A 12,714-nucleotide genomic window follows, 5' to 3' on the forward strand; every position below is an offset into this window, starting at 1 on the left:
ACCTCGCACCGGCTTTCGTCCCTGGATGCCTACTGCCAGATTGCTGGGCCTCGGAAAATACTCAGGCCGGGTTGCAGCGGCTCAATGGCGCGCGAACTCGAGTACCACGCGCGAAGGAACGTCGCTGTGCGCGAGGCGCTGGAACACCTGATTGATCGCCGACAGCGGCTGCAACTCTATATCCGCCTTTACCTTGCCGTCAGCAGCAAACGCCAGTGCTTCAGCCATGTCGCGGCGATTGCCGACGAAGGACCCTCGAATCGTGATGCAATTGGCTACCACGTCGAACAGCGGCGTCGGGAACTCGCCCGGCGGCAGGCCCACCAGCACGCAGGTACCGCACTTGCGGGTCATGCCGACGCCCTGCTTGAACGCGCCGAGCGACGGCGCGGTAATCAGCACGCCATGCGCACCGCCGCCCGTGGCTTTTTTAACGGCGCCGATCGGGTCGCCGTCCTTCGCGTTGATCATCACGTCGGCGCCCAGGCGTTGGGCGTGGGCCAGCTTGCCATCGTCGATATCGACTGCGCACACATGCAGGCCCATGGCCTTCGCGTACTGGACGGCAAGATGCCCCAGGCCTCCGACGCCGGAAACAACCACCCATTCGCCCGGCCGGGCCTGCGTCTCCTTGATGCCCTTATAGGACGTCACGCCGGCGCAGATGAGCGGCGCCGCCTCGCGCGCCGCCAGATGCGCCGGTATGTGAGCGACGTAATTCGGGTCGGCAAGGATGTACTCGGCGAAACCGCCGTTCTTCGTGTAACCGCCGAACTGCGCATCGGGACACACGGGTTCGCGGGCCGCGAGGCAATACTCGCAGTGTCCACAGGCGGAATAGAGCCAGGGCACGCCCACCCGGTCCCCTTCCTTAACGGACGTCACCCCCGCGCCAAGAGCCGTGACAATGCCAATGCCCTCGTGTCCCGGGATGAACGGCAAGGCCGGCTTCAAGGGCCAGTCTCCGTTCGCGGCATGCAGATCGGTATGGCACACGCCGCAGGCTTCGGTCTTGACCAGGATCTGACCTGCGCCGGGCACGGGAATATCCAGTTCCTTGAGCACCAGCGGCTTGCCGAATTGCTCGACGACCGCAGCTTGCATCCTGGCTTTCATGGCTTCTCTCCTTGAGATTGAAATAGATTCACGCGGCTAGGCCACGGCAGGCAAGCCCAGGCCTCTGACCGCCTCGATCATCTTGATGAGCACCGTCTGGGCGTCGCCATAGACCATGTCGCAGTTGTCGGCATAGAACAGCGCATTGACGATGCCGGCATAGCCTTTGCCCTCGCCGCGCTTGATCACGTAGACTTTTTTGGCCTTGTCGGCGTTGAGGATCGGCATGCCGTAGATCGCCGAGGACTTGTCGGTGCGCGCGGCCGGGTTCACCACGTCATTGGCGCCGATCACGAGCGCCACGTCGGTGCTCGCGAACTGGTCATTGACGTCCTCCAGTTGAACGATCAGGTCGTAGGGCACGCCCGCCTCGGCGAGCAGCACGTCCATCTGGCCGGGCATGCGGCCGGCGACCGGATGGATGGCGAACTTCACCGACACGCCCCCCGCCTGCAGCAGCTTGACGAACTCGAAGAGCTTGCCCTGGCCCTGCGAGACCGCGAGACCGTAGCCCGGCACGATGATGACCGAGGCGGCATAACGCATCGCGATACCGGCATCGCCGGACTGCACCGGCTTGAGGCTGCCCTGGATCTTGCCCTGCTTGTGCGTGGCCGCTTCGCCGAAGTTCGTGAACACCACATTGCTCACCGAGCGGTTCATCGCCTTGGCCATCAGCAGCGTGAGCAACATGCCGGCTGCACCCACCACCATGCCGGCGATCATCAGCGCCGGGTTTTGCAGCACGTAGCCTTCGATCCCGACCGCGAGGCCGGTGAAGGCATTGAAGATCGAAATCACCACCGGCATGTCGGCGCCGCCGATAGGCAGCGTCATCAGGACGCCCAGCGCCAGCGCGCAACCAAAGAACAGGTAGATCGCGGCCGGCATGGCGAACACCAGCGCGGCCGGGTCCACGCTCGCCACGACGATGTACGCGCCAACCGCAACGGTCGCAAGCATCAGGATCGCGTTGAAGGCTTGCTGCCCTTTCACGCGCAGCGGTTTTTCGATCACGCCGTCGAGCTTGGCCCAGGCAATCAGCGAGCCTGACAGCGATACCGCCCCGATCAGCGCGCCTGCCAAGGTCACGATGAGTTCGGTTTCGCCATGTGCCTTGTTGCCGAGCAATTCCACTGCGGCGATAGCGCCGGCCGCCCCGCCGCCCATGCCGTTGTACATCGCCACCATCTGCGGCATGGCCGTCATTGCTACCTTGCGACCGCTCCACCAGGCCACGCCGCCGCCGAGCACCAGCGCGACAATAGCCAAGCCGATGTTCACCGGCAAATCAGGCCGTGCCGCGGCACTCACACCGAAGGCGTAGAGAAAGCTCGCCAGCACGGCCATCGTCATGCCGATGCCCGCGACGGAAATGCCCGAGGGAGCGGTCACCGGAGATGACATGCGGTGCAGGCCATACAGGAACAGGAATGCGGCGGCGAGATCCGCCGTGCCGATGCCCAATTGTGGAATCAATGTCAGCATGGCCGCGTCCTCAATGCTTCTTGACGTGCAGGGATTTCACATGGGCCGTCTTGCGGTGAGCGGCATGCCCCGTGGGATGGTCGCTGGTCTTGAACATCGCAAGCATGCGGTCGGTGACGGCATAGCCGCCGGCGGCATTGCCCGCGCCAAGCAGCACGGCGAAGAAGCCGATGACCTGCTCCTGCACCGTCGCAGCGTTCAGGAGTGCATAGATCCCGCCCACCACGACAATGCCGTGTACGAAATTCGAACCCGACATCAGGGGCGTGTGCAGGATGGCCGGCACATGCCCGATGATGACCCAGCCTGCGAATGCGGCAAGCATGAAGATGTACAGCGCGATGAAGCCGGAAATGCTGATCTGGAAGTCCATGTCTGGGTCCTCTGTCGGCTTGGTGCCTAGTTGGAGGTGGCCGGCGCGGGCTTCGCGCGTGGGTGACGCGGGATCGAGAGCGTGGCCGTTTTTGCGGCCGCCTCGCTCGCCGCGGCCTTGTTCTCGCCCGCATGCGTGAGTACCGTATGGGCGAGGATTTCGTCGCTCCAGGCGATCTCGATGACGTTGTCCTTCATCATCAGCGCGAGCAGGTTGTACTGGTTCTTCGCATACAGCTCGCTCGCGTCCTCGCCAAGCAGCGAAGCCACGTTCAACGGAGCGACAATCGTCACGGGTCCGATGCGCCGGGTTTCGCCGGGCTGCGTGTCATCGCAATTACCGCCGCCCTCGGCCGACAGATCGACTATCACGGCGCCCGCCTTCATGCCCGCGACCTGTTCGTGGCTGATCAGTTTGGGCGAGGCCTTTCCGGGAATGGCCGCCGTGGTGATGATCAGATCGGCCTTCTGGATGTGCTTCGTGAGCACCGCGGCGACCTTGCTCTTCTCGTCCGCGCTCAACTCGCGCGCATAACCGCCCTTGCCACGCGCATCGATACCGGTGTCAACGAATGTCGCCCCCAGCGAAAGCGCCTGCTCCTGCGTCTCGGGACGCACGTCATAGCCCTCGACAACCGCGCCCAGCCGGTGAGCCGTGGCAATGGCTTCCAGCCCCGCCACGCCCAGCCCCATCACCAGTACGTGGGCGGGCCCGAGCGAGCCCGCCGCACTGGTGATCTTGGGCACCACGCGAGCCAGATGCGTCGACCCCAATTGCACCGCGTAGTAGCCCGCCAGCGCGGACTGGCTCGACAACGCATCCATAGCTTGTGCGCGCGTGATGCGGGGTACTCGTTCCATCTCGAAGCAGGTGATCTTCTTGTCGAGCAAGCGCTGCACCAGCGCGGGCTCGTTGTGCTCATAGATGAACGAAACGAGGATCGCGCCTTCCTTCATCGCATCGATCACTTCCAGTGCGGGCGGCTGGACCGCGAGCACCAGATCGGCGTCCTTGACGAGCGCCTCGCGATCGGCGACGAAAACCACGTTCTCGAACGCGGCATCTTCCAGGTGGATCGCCGCGCCCGCTCCCGACTGCATGTGAAGCCTGACGCCCAGCTTGATCAGCTTAGGAACCACGGAGGGCACGAGCGCCACGCGGCGCTCGTGTTCCCGCGTCTCCGCCAGAACGGCAACGTTGATGTACATGGCTGGGTTTCCCGTGGCATCAAGCCGGAGCGTCGAGGTGGGCGGTGCGAACCAGCTTCTTGTTGACGAACTCCTGGATCCCCATGTTGCCCAGTTCGCGCCCGTAGCCGGAGTACTTGATGCCGCCAAACGGCAGTTCAGCGTCGGACCAGTCGATGTTGTTGATGAACATCATCCCGGTATCGATACTGCTTGCCACCCGCTTGCCGCGCGCTTCATCCCTCGTGAAGACGGAGCCGCCCAGGCCGAAGTCGGAATCGTTGGCGAGAGCAATGGCCGCGGCCTCGTCCTTGACGCGGAAGAATAGCACCACCGGGCCAAAGAACTCGTCACGAAAGGCCGGGTTGCCCGGCTTGAAGTCGGTCAGGATCGTCGTTTCCATGAACGAGCCAGGCCTGTCGATGCGCTTGCCGCCCACCACCAGCGTGGCGCCGTTCGTCACGGCATCCTCGACCTGCTTGAGCAGTTGCACCAGGGCCGCCTCGGTGGACAACGGGACATGCGTCGTTTTCTCATCCATCGGGTCGCCCGGTTTCAAGGCAGAGAGTGCCGCCTTGAACTTCTCAAGAAATTTGTCGGCGATCGAATCGAGAACGATGAACCGTTTCGCCGCGCAACAGGCCTGGCCGGCGTTATACATGCGCCCCAAAACCACCCAGGGAATGGTCTTCTCGAGGTCGGCGTCGTCCAGCACGATGAACGCGTCGCTGCCACCGAGTTCCATCGACGTCTTCTTGAGGTTCTGTCCAGCCTTCGCCGCAATGCTTTTGCCCGCGGCGACACTGCCTGTCAGCGCCACCCCCTTGATGCGCGGATCGTCGATAATGCGCTCCGACTGTTCATGCGAGATCAGCAGGTTGGTGTAAGCGCCCTGGGGCGCGCCCGCGTCGGTCCAGAGTTGCTCGAATGCAATCGCGCATTGCGGTACACAGCCCGCATGCTTGACCACCAGCACGTTGCCCGCCATCAGTTGCGGTCCGGCCACGCGCGCAAGTTGATAGAACGGAAAATTCCAGGGCTCCACGCAGAAGAGCACGCCGAACGGGCTGCTTTCCATGTGCGCTTCCCCAACCTTGGGATGGAGCTTCGTCGGCGCGAGAAAAGTTTCAGCGTGCTCCGCATAGTACGCAAGGATGTCCACGCTGAACTTCACTTCCCCGCGAGCCTCGTCGATGCGCTTGCCCATTTCCAGGGTTGCCAGCCTGGCGAAATCGTCGACGTGCGAACGCATCAGTGCGGCGGCCTTGTTCACGATCGCCGCGCGCTCTGCGTAACTGGTGTGCTTCCAGGACTGGAAGCACGATTGCGCCTCGTCGAGCGATTTTTCCAACTGTGGGTCGCTAAGTTTACCGAAGCTCTTCAGGACTTTGCCGTCGTTGGGGTTGACGGTTTGATAAGCCATGGTCGTGGTTCTCTTTCAATAGAATTGTGCCGAGTACTGAGGAATACTGGAAACTCCGTCCAAAACCTCAGGGACAGCATCAAGCTTGTGGTCCCGATCACCGTTGGGGACCGCTGCTAAGGCTCAAACTCAAGCTCGCGCACCCCCTTCCGGTATTTTTTCGGCGGCCTCAGAAAGCGATGTGTTCTTTACATCTGTCTTAGCCATGTCCGGAATATCACATTCGCCAAGGCCACGGCAATCGCGCTGGCTATCAGGCACGCTTCGTCACGGCATCGTCACAATAGATCCCAACGCGCTTTGCTCTCGACAATACGGACGCTGTGAAATGCCCGACACGTCGAACCGGTGCAAAAGCGTCCATGTCAATCAATATATTCGCTACCGCAGCGGTTTATTTGCGTTAGATCAAGCTAACCGGCCTCACATTTTTGAAAGGCAACACGACACCGATCCGTAATCTGAAGCCTGATCTGATCTAAATCAATTGCTCGCGGAGTGCATGGAACAGAATGACTCTCAAGACAGAGCAAAGAGCAGTGTCAAACGATCGGGTTATCGGGCAATCAGCGCTTGTCCGACAGACCTGCGGAAAGTGAAAAACAAGGCGACGTGCGGTATCACTCAGCCGTGACGAATCAACCTCGCCGTCCTGCCCGAACGGCGAGACTCTGGAAACTGACCTCTTGAAGACTCGTTCACTCGCACCGCTTCCTTCCATGGCCCGGTTCCCTCGCCGACATGACTGGCTCGTCGACGCAGTCGGAATCTGGCTCCTGACGGCCTCACTCGTCTCCATCCTCGATGCATTTCGGGACGCTGCCGTGAACATGGGAGACGTGCGGGGAATCGTCGGCACCGCCGTCGTGTACCTTGTCGTGCCACTGATCGATGCAATCGCTGCACAGCTTGGGCCGACTTTCTCCACGTCGAAGGTCAGCGAGATCGATTCCCGGACACCACAATAGAGATCCATACAGACCCGGGCCAATGTATCGGCCATGAACTGAGTCCCTCGTCACGACGACGCTTGCCGCCGTCGCACGACATCCGTCATTAGGAGCGCCAACATGCAGAGCGTAGCTCAAGGTTCCGAACGGTCGCCGCATAACCGCAAAGCCACGATCGATCGAAGCGGTAGCAGGTTCTATCTCGTGGGTGGCGGAATAGCGTCGCTTGCCGCAGCTGCCTTCCTAATCCGCGACGCCGATATTCGAGGCTGCCAGATCACGATCCTGGAGACCCTCGACAAGTTAGGCGGAAGCCTCGACGGCGCAGGTTCGCCTGAGGATGGCTACGTTCTGAGGGGCGGCCGCATGCTCGAAACCAAGTATCTTTGCACCTACGACCTGTTTTCGTCGATTCCAACACTGGACTCCAGCAAGACCGTCACACGGGAAATATTCGACTGGAACGAAACAATGAAGACGTCTTCCAAGTCGCGTTTCGTGCGTAACGGGCGTCGAGTGGACAAGCCCTTGTATGCGCTGAGCGAGTCGCACATTCTAATGCTCGAGTTCCTGTCGAACGAGCCCGAGCACATTCTGAGTACGAGCAGCATCTCGGATCACTTCGAGTCTTCATTCTTCGAGACGAATTTCTGGTTCATGTGGTGCACCACTTTCGCGTTCCAGCCGTGGCACAGTGCGGTCGAATTCAAGCGTTACCTGCGGCGTTTCGCTCACATGGTTTCCGGGTTCAACCAACTGCAGGGGATCATGCGCACCGTATACAACCAATACGATTCAATGGTCCGCCCGCTCCAAAAATGGCTCGACGAGCGTGGCGTGAGGTTCGAACTCGACACGCGCGTCATCGATCTCGTCCTGAATGAAAGCGCAAATGAAAAGCGTGTCGAGTGCATAGTCTGCGAGCGCGGAGGCAGGGCCGATCGCATCCCTGTCGGCCTGGACGATTTCGTGATCGTCACACTAGGCTCGATGACGGAGGGTTCCACCTTGGGCGGCATGGAACAGGCAACGGCGCTGAATGGCAAGGTGGACGGCGGCGCCTGGAATCTATGGGAAAAGATTGCCAACGGGCGCCCGGAATTCGGCAAGCCCGGTGTGTTCGCCGACCATATCGACGAGTCTAAATGGCTGTCGTTCACCACGACCTTGGACGACCCAGCGTTCTTTTGCCTGGTTCGTGACCTAACGGGCAACGTGCCTGGCGAAGGGGGCCTCATCACGTTCGTGCAGTCCAATTGGCTGGCATCCATCGTCTTGCCGCATCAGCCTCACTTCATCGGCCAACCCGAGGACGTGAACGTATTCTGGGGCTACGGCCTGTTCGTCGACAAGCCCGGTAACTTCGTGAATAAGCCGATGGCGGCGTGCACCGGACGGGAAATCATGATTGAGATCCTGGGTCATCTCCAGGCCGGGACGCAAAGCGCTCCCATCCTTGAACACGCCACCTGCATTCCGTGCATGATGCCCTTCATCACCAGTCAGTTTATGCCGCGCGAGAAGGGGGACCGGCCACAAGTGGTACCCGAAGGATCGGCTAACCTCGCTTTCATAGGGCAGTTCTGTGAACTGGCGGACGACGTCGTGTTCACAGTCGAGTATTCGATCCGCTCCGCGCAGACGGCCATCTATAGCTTGCTCGGACTTGAACGCAAGCCGCCGTCAGTCTACAAGGGTCAATACGATCCGCGCGTCCTGTACAGTGCGTTCATGACCTTGCACGATTTCTAGTCGTCAGGGGCGGCGGACTTGCCGCTACCCGCACGATTGATGCAGATCAAGCGCCGCTTGAGTCGCGCAGTTAGAGTTGGCCACATGACACTATCGTTGCTGAGATGGTCGAGTAATATCGCGAAATGAAGAATGCGAAATGGCTTTAGCACGGTCATCGATTTCGGGCGACAGTCATAAGTTGCGCGGTGCGCTGGTATTTCTGGTTTCAACTCAGCCTTCGTGATATCGAAGACTTGTTGATTGTCGTCAGTTACGAAACGGTTCGACGCCGGTGCGATAAGTTCGGTGAGTTCTTTGCGCATCGTTTAAAAGCGACGCGTCGCGAGCCCGGCAACACATGGCACGTGGACGAAGTATTTGTGACGTTGCGCGTCGGGCTCTACCTGTCGTGGCGACGCCGTCGGTCAGCACGGCGTAGAGCTCGATATCCTGCGACAGAAGCGCCGCGACAAGGCTGCAGCGAAGCGATTTTTCAAGCGCGTGCTTGCCTCGTCCGCTTGAGGCACCGTGCAAGATCGTGACCGACCAGCTGCGCATCTATCCGGCGGCTAAAGCCGAAATTCCCGAACTGGCTCACGTAAAACAAGTCTTCGTCAAAGCCTGCACACGGGTCAATAATCGAGCCGAAAACATCACCAGCCGACGCGAGAACCCGAGCGGCGCATGCGCTGGCTTCTGAGATCCCGAGCGCACATAAGCGTTCTTATCGAGCTTCGGTCCGATTCGGCACCAGTTCGCACTTAAGCGACATCTGCTACGCGCCTCGCTCCATCGAAAGCAGCTCGCGCACGCTTCGCCACTTGGCATCATTTCACTGAAACCACCGAAAATCAGTCCGCTTTCGGAGCATTCCGTGTTCTGTCCGCCAATGCAGCGCAAACGATTTAAGGTGACAGTGCCCTTACGAGACGAAGCAACCGGGATGCTACCGTTCGGTCAAGTTAAAAGGCGTCTCATCGCGCAACGGGATGAGCGGGCTTACGCCGTATCGCCATTGATACCGCTGCTTGTACATACGTCCGTGTCCCGCGCTGCCATTCCGCCCGGTTCTTCTTCTATTTCGCGTCGCCGTCCGAAGTCTCAACCGTTCGCGCCGGCGTCTCCGGCGTCAGTCCACCACGGCGCCGCGCCCAGGTATTGTCGCCGTTTTTCGCCCAGTCGCCGGCCACCGCGTTGCGCGCGAAGTCCTCCCAGATGTCGTTCCAGTCGCCCAATGAGTAACCGTGCCACGGTGATCGCGGACTGAGCACGGGCAAATCGAGCTCTTGCCACAGCGTCTGAGCTCGCTCCATGTATTCTCGCCCGGGCAACGCGAGCGGTGCCATCGGATACTTGAGTGTCGCATCGATCAGCATGGTCGAGTCCGCGTGCGCCGACCCCGATTTCGGTGAATGTCCGGTAGAACGGTAGGGCTCAATGTGCACGTCTTCAATCGGGTTGCAACGATAGGCCAACGACCACATCACCGCATCGGTATGGTCCGGCTCGATATCCTCACTGACGGCGATGACGAGCTTGCCGCAATCGGCCAGTCGCGAGGCGGTTCCCTGCAACCCTCGCCAGATCTCGCTTTTCGGTGTGTCGTTGGCAAACTGCACGAAAATGATAGGCCGCAGATTGCTCAGTGGTTCGTGCATGACCACGCGGCGCACGCTCTTGAGCGACAGGTGATCGCGCAAATGATTCAGGAACAGCGGCTCCATCGCCAGTTTCTTGATAACGCTCGATTCGCTCGGTGAGACCTGACTGATCATCGACGCAAATACCGGCTTGTGCCTGTGCGTGATCGCAGTCACTTCCATCGACATGTTGAAATCCTCGAGGGCGACGTAACCGTTGCTTTCACCAAATGGCCCTTCGGGTTCGAGCAAGTCGGTATCGATCAGCCCTTCAATGACGATCTCCGCATCGGCGGGCACCTCCAGGTCGACCGTCACGGCCTTCGTGGTCCGAATCGCGCTATCCGCAAGAGCCCCTGCCACCGACAGTTCATCCTGGTCGATGGCGAGCTTTTCCGGACCGGTGTACATGATCACCGGCGCCGCGCCGATAACAATGGCGCACGGCATGCGCTCCTTGCGCTCGCGATATTTGCACCAGTGCAGATACCCGCCGGCCCCGCCGATGCGTGACGACATGCGCACGCCCAACCGGTCCGAGCTCTTCAAGGCGGCCCGATAAGTCCCGATGTTTCGCACGCCGCTATCGGGGTCGGCCGTCACGCACAACGTGGCAGTCAGATAGGGTGCCGCGTCGAAGCCCGGTGTGGAAATCGGCACCGGCAAGGCAGCGAGTCCGCCGCCGGGCCGGCGCAGATCATCGCCCATGATGACGACCTCCTGACAAGGTGCATCGGCGATGGTGACGGGTGCAATCGGATTGCCGATGGCATGCAGCCAATCCGCGCCGATATCCGCGATGGTGCGGCCCATACCCATCGCATAGATCCTCGGCGACGCGGCAAACGCGCCGACCACGACCGGGATGTTATAGCGACGGCCGGCGGAGTCAACCACGTTGGTAAAGAGAAAGGCGCGACGCTCGTCCTCGGGAATGCCGCCCAGAAACTGGCAACGGACGAGCGGATGCAACTCGGTGTCCTTGTTGATCTCACGATCGATCCGGACAAGCAGGCCCTTGGCTTCGAGCTCCGCAAGATGGTGTTGAAAATCGAGGCTCACCTGCGTGCCTGTCTGCGACGGGGTATTGCCCATGTCGAGCGCTCTCCTTTAGTGAATGCAAGCTTGATGCGGGTCTTGCGAATCGGCGGCTTGAACACGCGCAGTCGGGAACGACGAACCGCGATCGCCGTGAGCCACGCTAGCACGCGGGGATTACATATCACGGTGCGCCCAATGCCGGCCACACGATGGCCAACGTCGCCTTGCCTCGTAGGGAAGGCGACGTTGGCAACGCGAAGGCGGCCAATCAAGTCACGCCAGGAATCGCAAGTCAGGCTCCGGAGCCTGTCCCGATCCTTGACCTACATCATCGTCATCGCGCGGCCAATGACACAGTATTCGAACAATCCCAGCCTTGGAGTGCGTCCATGCCGTCCAATCCTTCTGCTGCTTCTCGTGCCGAATCCTTTCATCCCGCCTTCGTCGTCGCCTGGATATTTTGCCTGATCTTCTATTTCGGGCAGTACGCTTTGCGCTCGGCTCCAGGCGTCATGGTGCCCGAGTTGACCCATGCTTTTGCGCTGTCCGCGCTCGGCGTAAGTTCGCTCGTTGGGCTCTACTACTACACGTATTCACTGTTTTCGCTTGTCGCCGGTGCATCGCTCGACCGCTACGGCGCTAAGTATGTGATCCCGCTCGGCGTGGTCATGCTCGCAGGGGGAGCCGCGCTGTTCGGCGTTGGTTGGGTGGCTTCCGCTGAATTCGGCCGCTTGCTTCAGGGCGCCGGCGGCGCATTCGCTTTCACTGGCGCCGTGTATCTGGCGACCCACGGCTTCCCTCCGCGCTATCTGGCTACGGCCGTCGGCTTTACCCAATGCTTCGGTATGCTGGGCGGGTCCGCCGGTCAGTTCGTCGTCGCGCCATTGATCCACGGCGGAATCGCGTGGCAACAGTTCTGGCTGTATGCGGGGATCGTAGGCGTGATCGTCGCGGCGCTCATCCTGGTCCTGACTCCCGCGGACCATGACGTCCGGATAACAGAACAATCATCGGTCTGGTCCATGTTCACCCCTTACAAGACCGTGCTGACCAATCCGCAATCGTACTTGTGCGGGTTCGCAGCGGGGTTGCTGTTCCTGCCCACAACCATTGGCGACATGATCTGGGGCGTGGCCTTTTTGCGCCAGGGCTGGCATATCGACTACGCGCAAGCCGTCGATCGCGCGTCGATGGTGCCGCTTGGCTGGGTGATCGGCTGTCCCGTGCTCGGGTACATTGCAGACCGGATCGGCCGCCGCAAACCCATGCTGATCGCCGGAGCCCTCGTGATGCTGGCGGCGGCACTCTCCATCCTGTACCTGCCGCAGGGCACCCTGCCGCCCTACCTGGCCGGCTTCGTTCTCGGATTTGGGTCCGGCGCCGCGATGATTCCCTACACGATCATCAAGGAAGTCAATCCTGATCATGTGAAAGGCAGCGCGACGGGTGCGATCAATTTTCTGGTGTTCACGTTCAGCGCGGTGATGGCTCCGGTCTACGGCTGGCTTCTGACGAAAATCTCCGGAGGCGCCGAACTCACGCTGCCGGTCTTTCAGAAAGCGGGAGTCGTGGGTATTGCCAGCATCGTGCTTGCAATCATCCTGTCGCTGTTCCTTAAAGAGACCGGCCGCGCGGTGACAGCAAAGTCCGGGCCGCCGCATGAAGCCGCGCCGCGGGCGCCAGATCCGTCCGTGATTGGGGAGCACTAAGGCTTGCGAAGCGCTCCGGTATGCGGCAAGCCGATACGTCCTTCCCCGCTACC

At 60.8% G+C, this 12,714-nt stretch carries 10 protein-coding genes and 1 pseudogene; 4 read left to right on the plus strand and 7 right to left on the minus strand.

Going from position 1 to position 12,714, the window contains the following annotated elements:
• Window positions 1-81: 81 nt before the first annotated feature.
• Genes ACSQ36_RS44675 through ACSQ36_RS44695 form a run of 5 tightly spaced genes read right to left on the minus strand, consistent with a single transcriptional unit; the run spans window position 82 to window position 5,587 of the window.
• Window positions 82-1,116: a zinc-dependent alcohol dehydrogenase gene (locus ACSQ36_RS44675; RefSeq protein WP_436187230.1), complete on the minus strand. Its 1,035-nt coding sequence runs from the start codon at window positions 1,114-1,116 to the stop codon at window positions 82-84.
• Window positions 1,117-1,152: 36 nt separating this feature from the next.
• Window positions 1,153-2,604, minus strand: coding sequence for an NAD(P)(+) transhydrogenase (Re/Si-specific) subunit beta (locus ACSQ36_RS44680; RefSeq protein WP_436187231.1), 1,452 nt, complete (start codon window positions 2,602-2,604; stop codon window positions 1,153-1,155).
• Window positions 2,605-2,614: 10 nt separating this feature from the next.
• A complete protein-coding gene (locus tag ACSQ36_RS44685) occupies window positions 2,615-2,977 on the minus strand; it encodes an NAD(P) transhydrogenase subunit alpha (RefSeq protein ID WP_436187232.1) in 363 nt (120 codons plus the stop codon).
• 26 nt (window positions 2,978-3,003) lie between these two features.
• Entirely contained in the window at window positions 3,004-4,185 is a 1,182-nt protein-coding gene (locus ACSQ36_RS44690; RefSeq protein WP_436187233.1) for an NAD(P) transhydrogenase subunit alpha, read from the minus strand.
• A gap of 19 nt (window positions 4,186-4,204) precedes the next feature.
• Complete coding sequence (locus tag ACSQ36_RS44695) at window positions 4,205-5,587, minus strand: NAD-dependent succinate-semialdehyde dehydrogenase (RefSeq protein ID WP_436187234.1); 1,383 nt, start codon at window positions 5,585-5,587, stop codon at window positions 4,205-4,207.
• 686 nt (window positions 5,588-6,273) lie between these two features.
• Here ACSQ36_RS44695 and ACSQ36_RS44700 point away from each other — a divergent pair.
• Together ACSQ36_RS44700 and ACSQ36_RS44705 are read left to right on the plus strand one after the other, a co-directional pair.
• On the plus strand, window positions 6,274-6,555 hold the full coding sequence (locus ACSQ36_RS44700) for a hypothetical protein (RefSeq protein ID WP_436187235.1): 282 nt from the start codon (window positions 6,274-6,276) through the stop codon (window positions 6,553-6,555).
• 102 nt (window positions 6,556-6,657) lie between these two features.
• Entirely contained in the window at window positions 6,658-8,289 is a 1,632-nt protein-coding gene (locus ACSQ36_RS44705; protein WP_436187236.1) for an oleate hydratase, read from the plus strand.
• On the opposite strand, the gene ACSQ36_RS44710 is transcribed toward ACSQ36_RS44705, so the two are convergent.
• Window positions 8,286-8,594, minus strand: a complete 309-nt coding sequence (locus ACSQ36_RS44710; RefSeq protein ID WP_436187273.1) for a hypothetical protein — start codon at window positions 8,592-8,594, stop codon at window positions 8,286-8,288. The genes ACSQ36_RS44705 and ACSQ36_RS44710 overlap by 4 nt on opposite strands.
• On the opposite strand from ACSQ36_RS44710, the pseudogene ACSQ36_RS44715 reads away from it, so the two are divergent.
• A pseudogene (locus tag ACSQ36_RS44715) lies at window positions 8,478-9,180 on the plus strand (IS6 family transposase). The gene ACSQ36_RS44710 and the pseudogene ACSQ36_RS44715 sit on opposite strands and share 117 nt — an antisense overlap.
• 167 nt (window positions 9,181-9,347) lie before the next feature.
• Here ACSQ36_RS44715 and ACSQ36_RS44720 read toward each other — a convergent pair.
• Entirely contained in the window at window positions 9,348-11,006 is a 1,659-nt protein-coding gene (locus ACSQ36_RS44720; RefSeq protein ID WP_436187237.1) for a UbiD family decarboxylase, read from the minus strand.
• 335 nt (window positions 11,007-11,341) lie between these two features.
• Here ACSQ36_RS44720 and ACSQ36_RS44725 point away from each other — a divergent pair, with 335 nt between their 5' ends.
• Window positions 11,342-12,661 (plus strand): MFS transporter, encoded by a 1,320-nt coding sequence (locus ACSQ36_RS44725; protein WP_436187238.1) that lies wholly within the window; start codon window positions 11,342-11,344, stop codon window positions 12,659-12,661.
• Window positions 12,662-12,714 lie beyond the last annotated feature (53 nt).

This window comes from Caballeronia sp. LjRoot34 (genome assembly GCF_964253815.1).
Taxonomy (GTDB): domain Bacteria; phylum Pseudomonadota; class Gammaproteobacteria; order Burkholderiales; family Burkholderiaceae; genus Caballeronia.

Excerpts from the sequence above, each read along its gene's own strand:
- ACSQ36_RS44720 (WP_436187237.1), bottom strand. The coding sequence starts at position 11,006 with ATGGGCAATACCCCGTCGCAGACAGGCACGCAGGTGAGCCTCGATTTT.
- ACSQ36_RS44705 (WP_436187236.1), top strand. The coding sequence starts at position 6,658 with ATGCAGAGCGTAGCTCAAGGTTCCGAACGGTCGCCGCATAACCGCAAA.
- ACSQ36_RS44695 (WP_436187234.1), bottom strand. The coding sequence starts at position 5,587 with ATGGCTTATCAAACCGTCAACCCCAACGACGGCAAAGTCCTGAAGAGC.
- ACSQ36_RS44690 (WP_436187233.1), bottom strand. The coding sequence starts at position 4,185 with ATGTACATCAACGTTGCCGTTCTGGCGGAGACGCGGGAACACGAGCGC.
- ACSQ36_RS44710 (WP_436187273.1), bottom strand. The coding sequence starts at position 8,594 with ATGCGCAAAGAACTCACCGAACTTATCGCACCGGCGTCGAACCGTTTC.
- ACSQ36_RS44680 (WP_436187231.1), bottom strand. The coding sequence starts at position 2,604 with ATGCTGACATTGATTCCACAATTGGGCATCGGCACGGCGGATCTCGCC.
- ACSQ36_RS44675 (WP_436187230.1), bottom strand. The coding sequence starts at position 1,116 with ATGAAAGCCAGGATGCAAGCTGCGGTCGTCGAGCAATTCGGCAAGCCG.
- ACSQ36_RS44685 (WP_436187232.1), bottom strand. The coding sequence starts at position 2,977 with ATGGACTTCCAGATCAGCATTTCCGGCTTCATCGCGCTGTACATCTTC.
- ACSQ36_RS44725 (WP_436187238.1), top strand. The coding sequence starts at position 11,342 with ATGCCGTCCAATCCTTCTGCTGCTTCTCGTGCCGAATCCTTTCATCCC.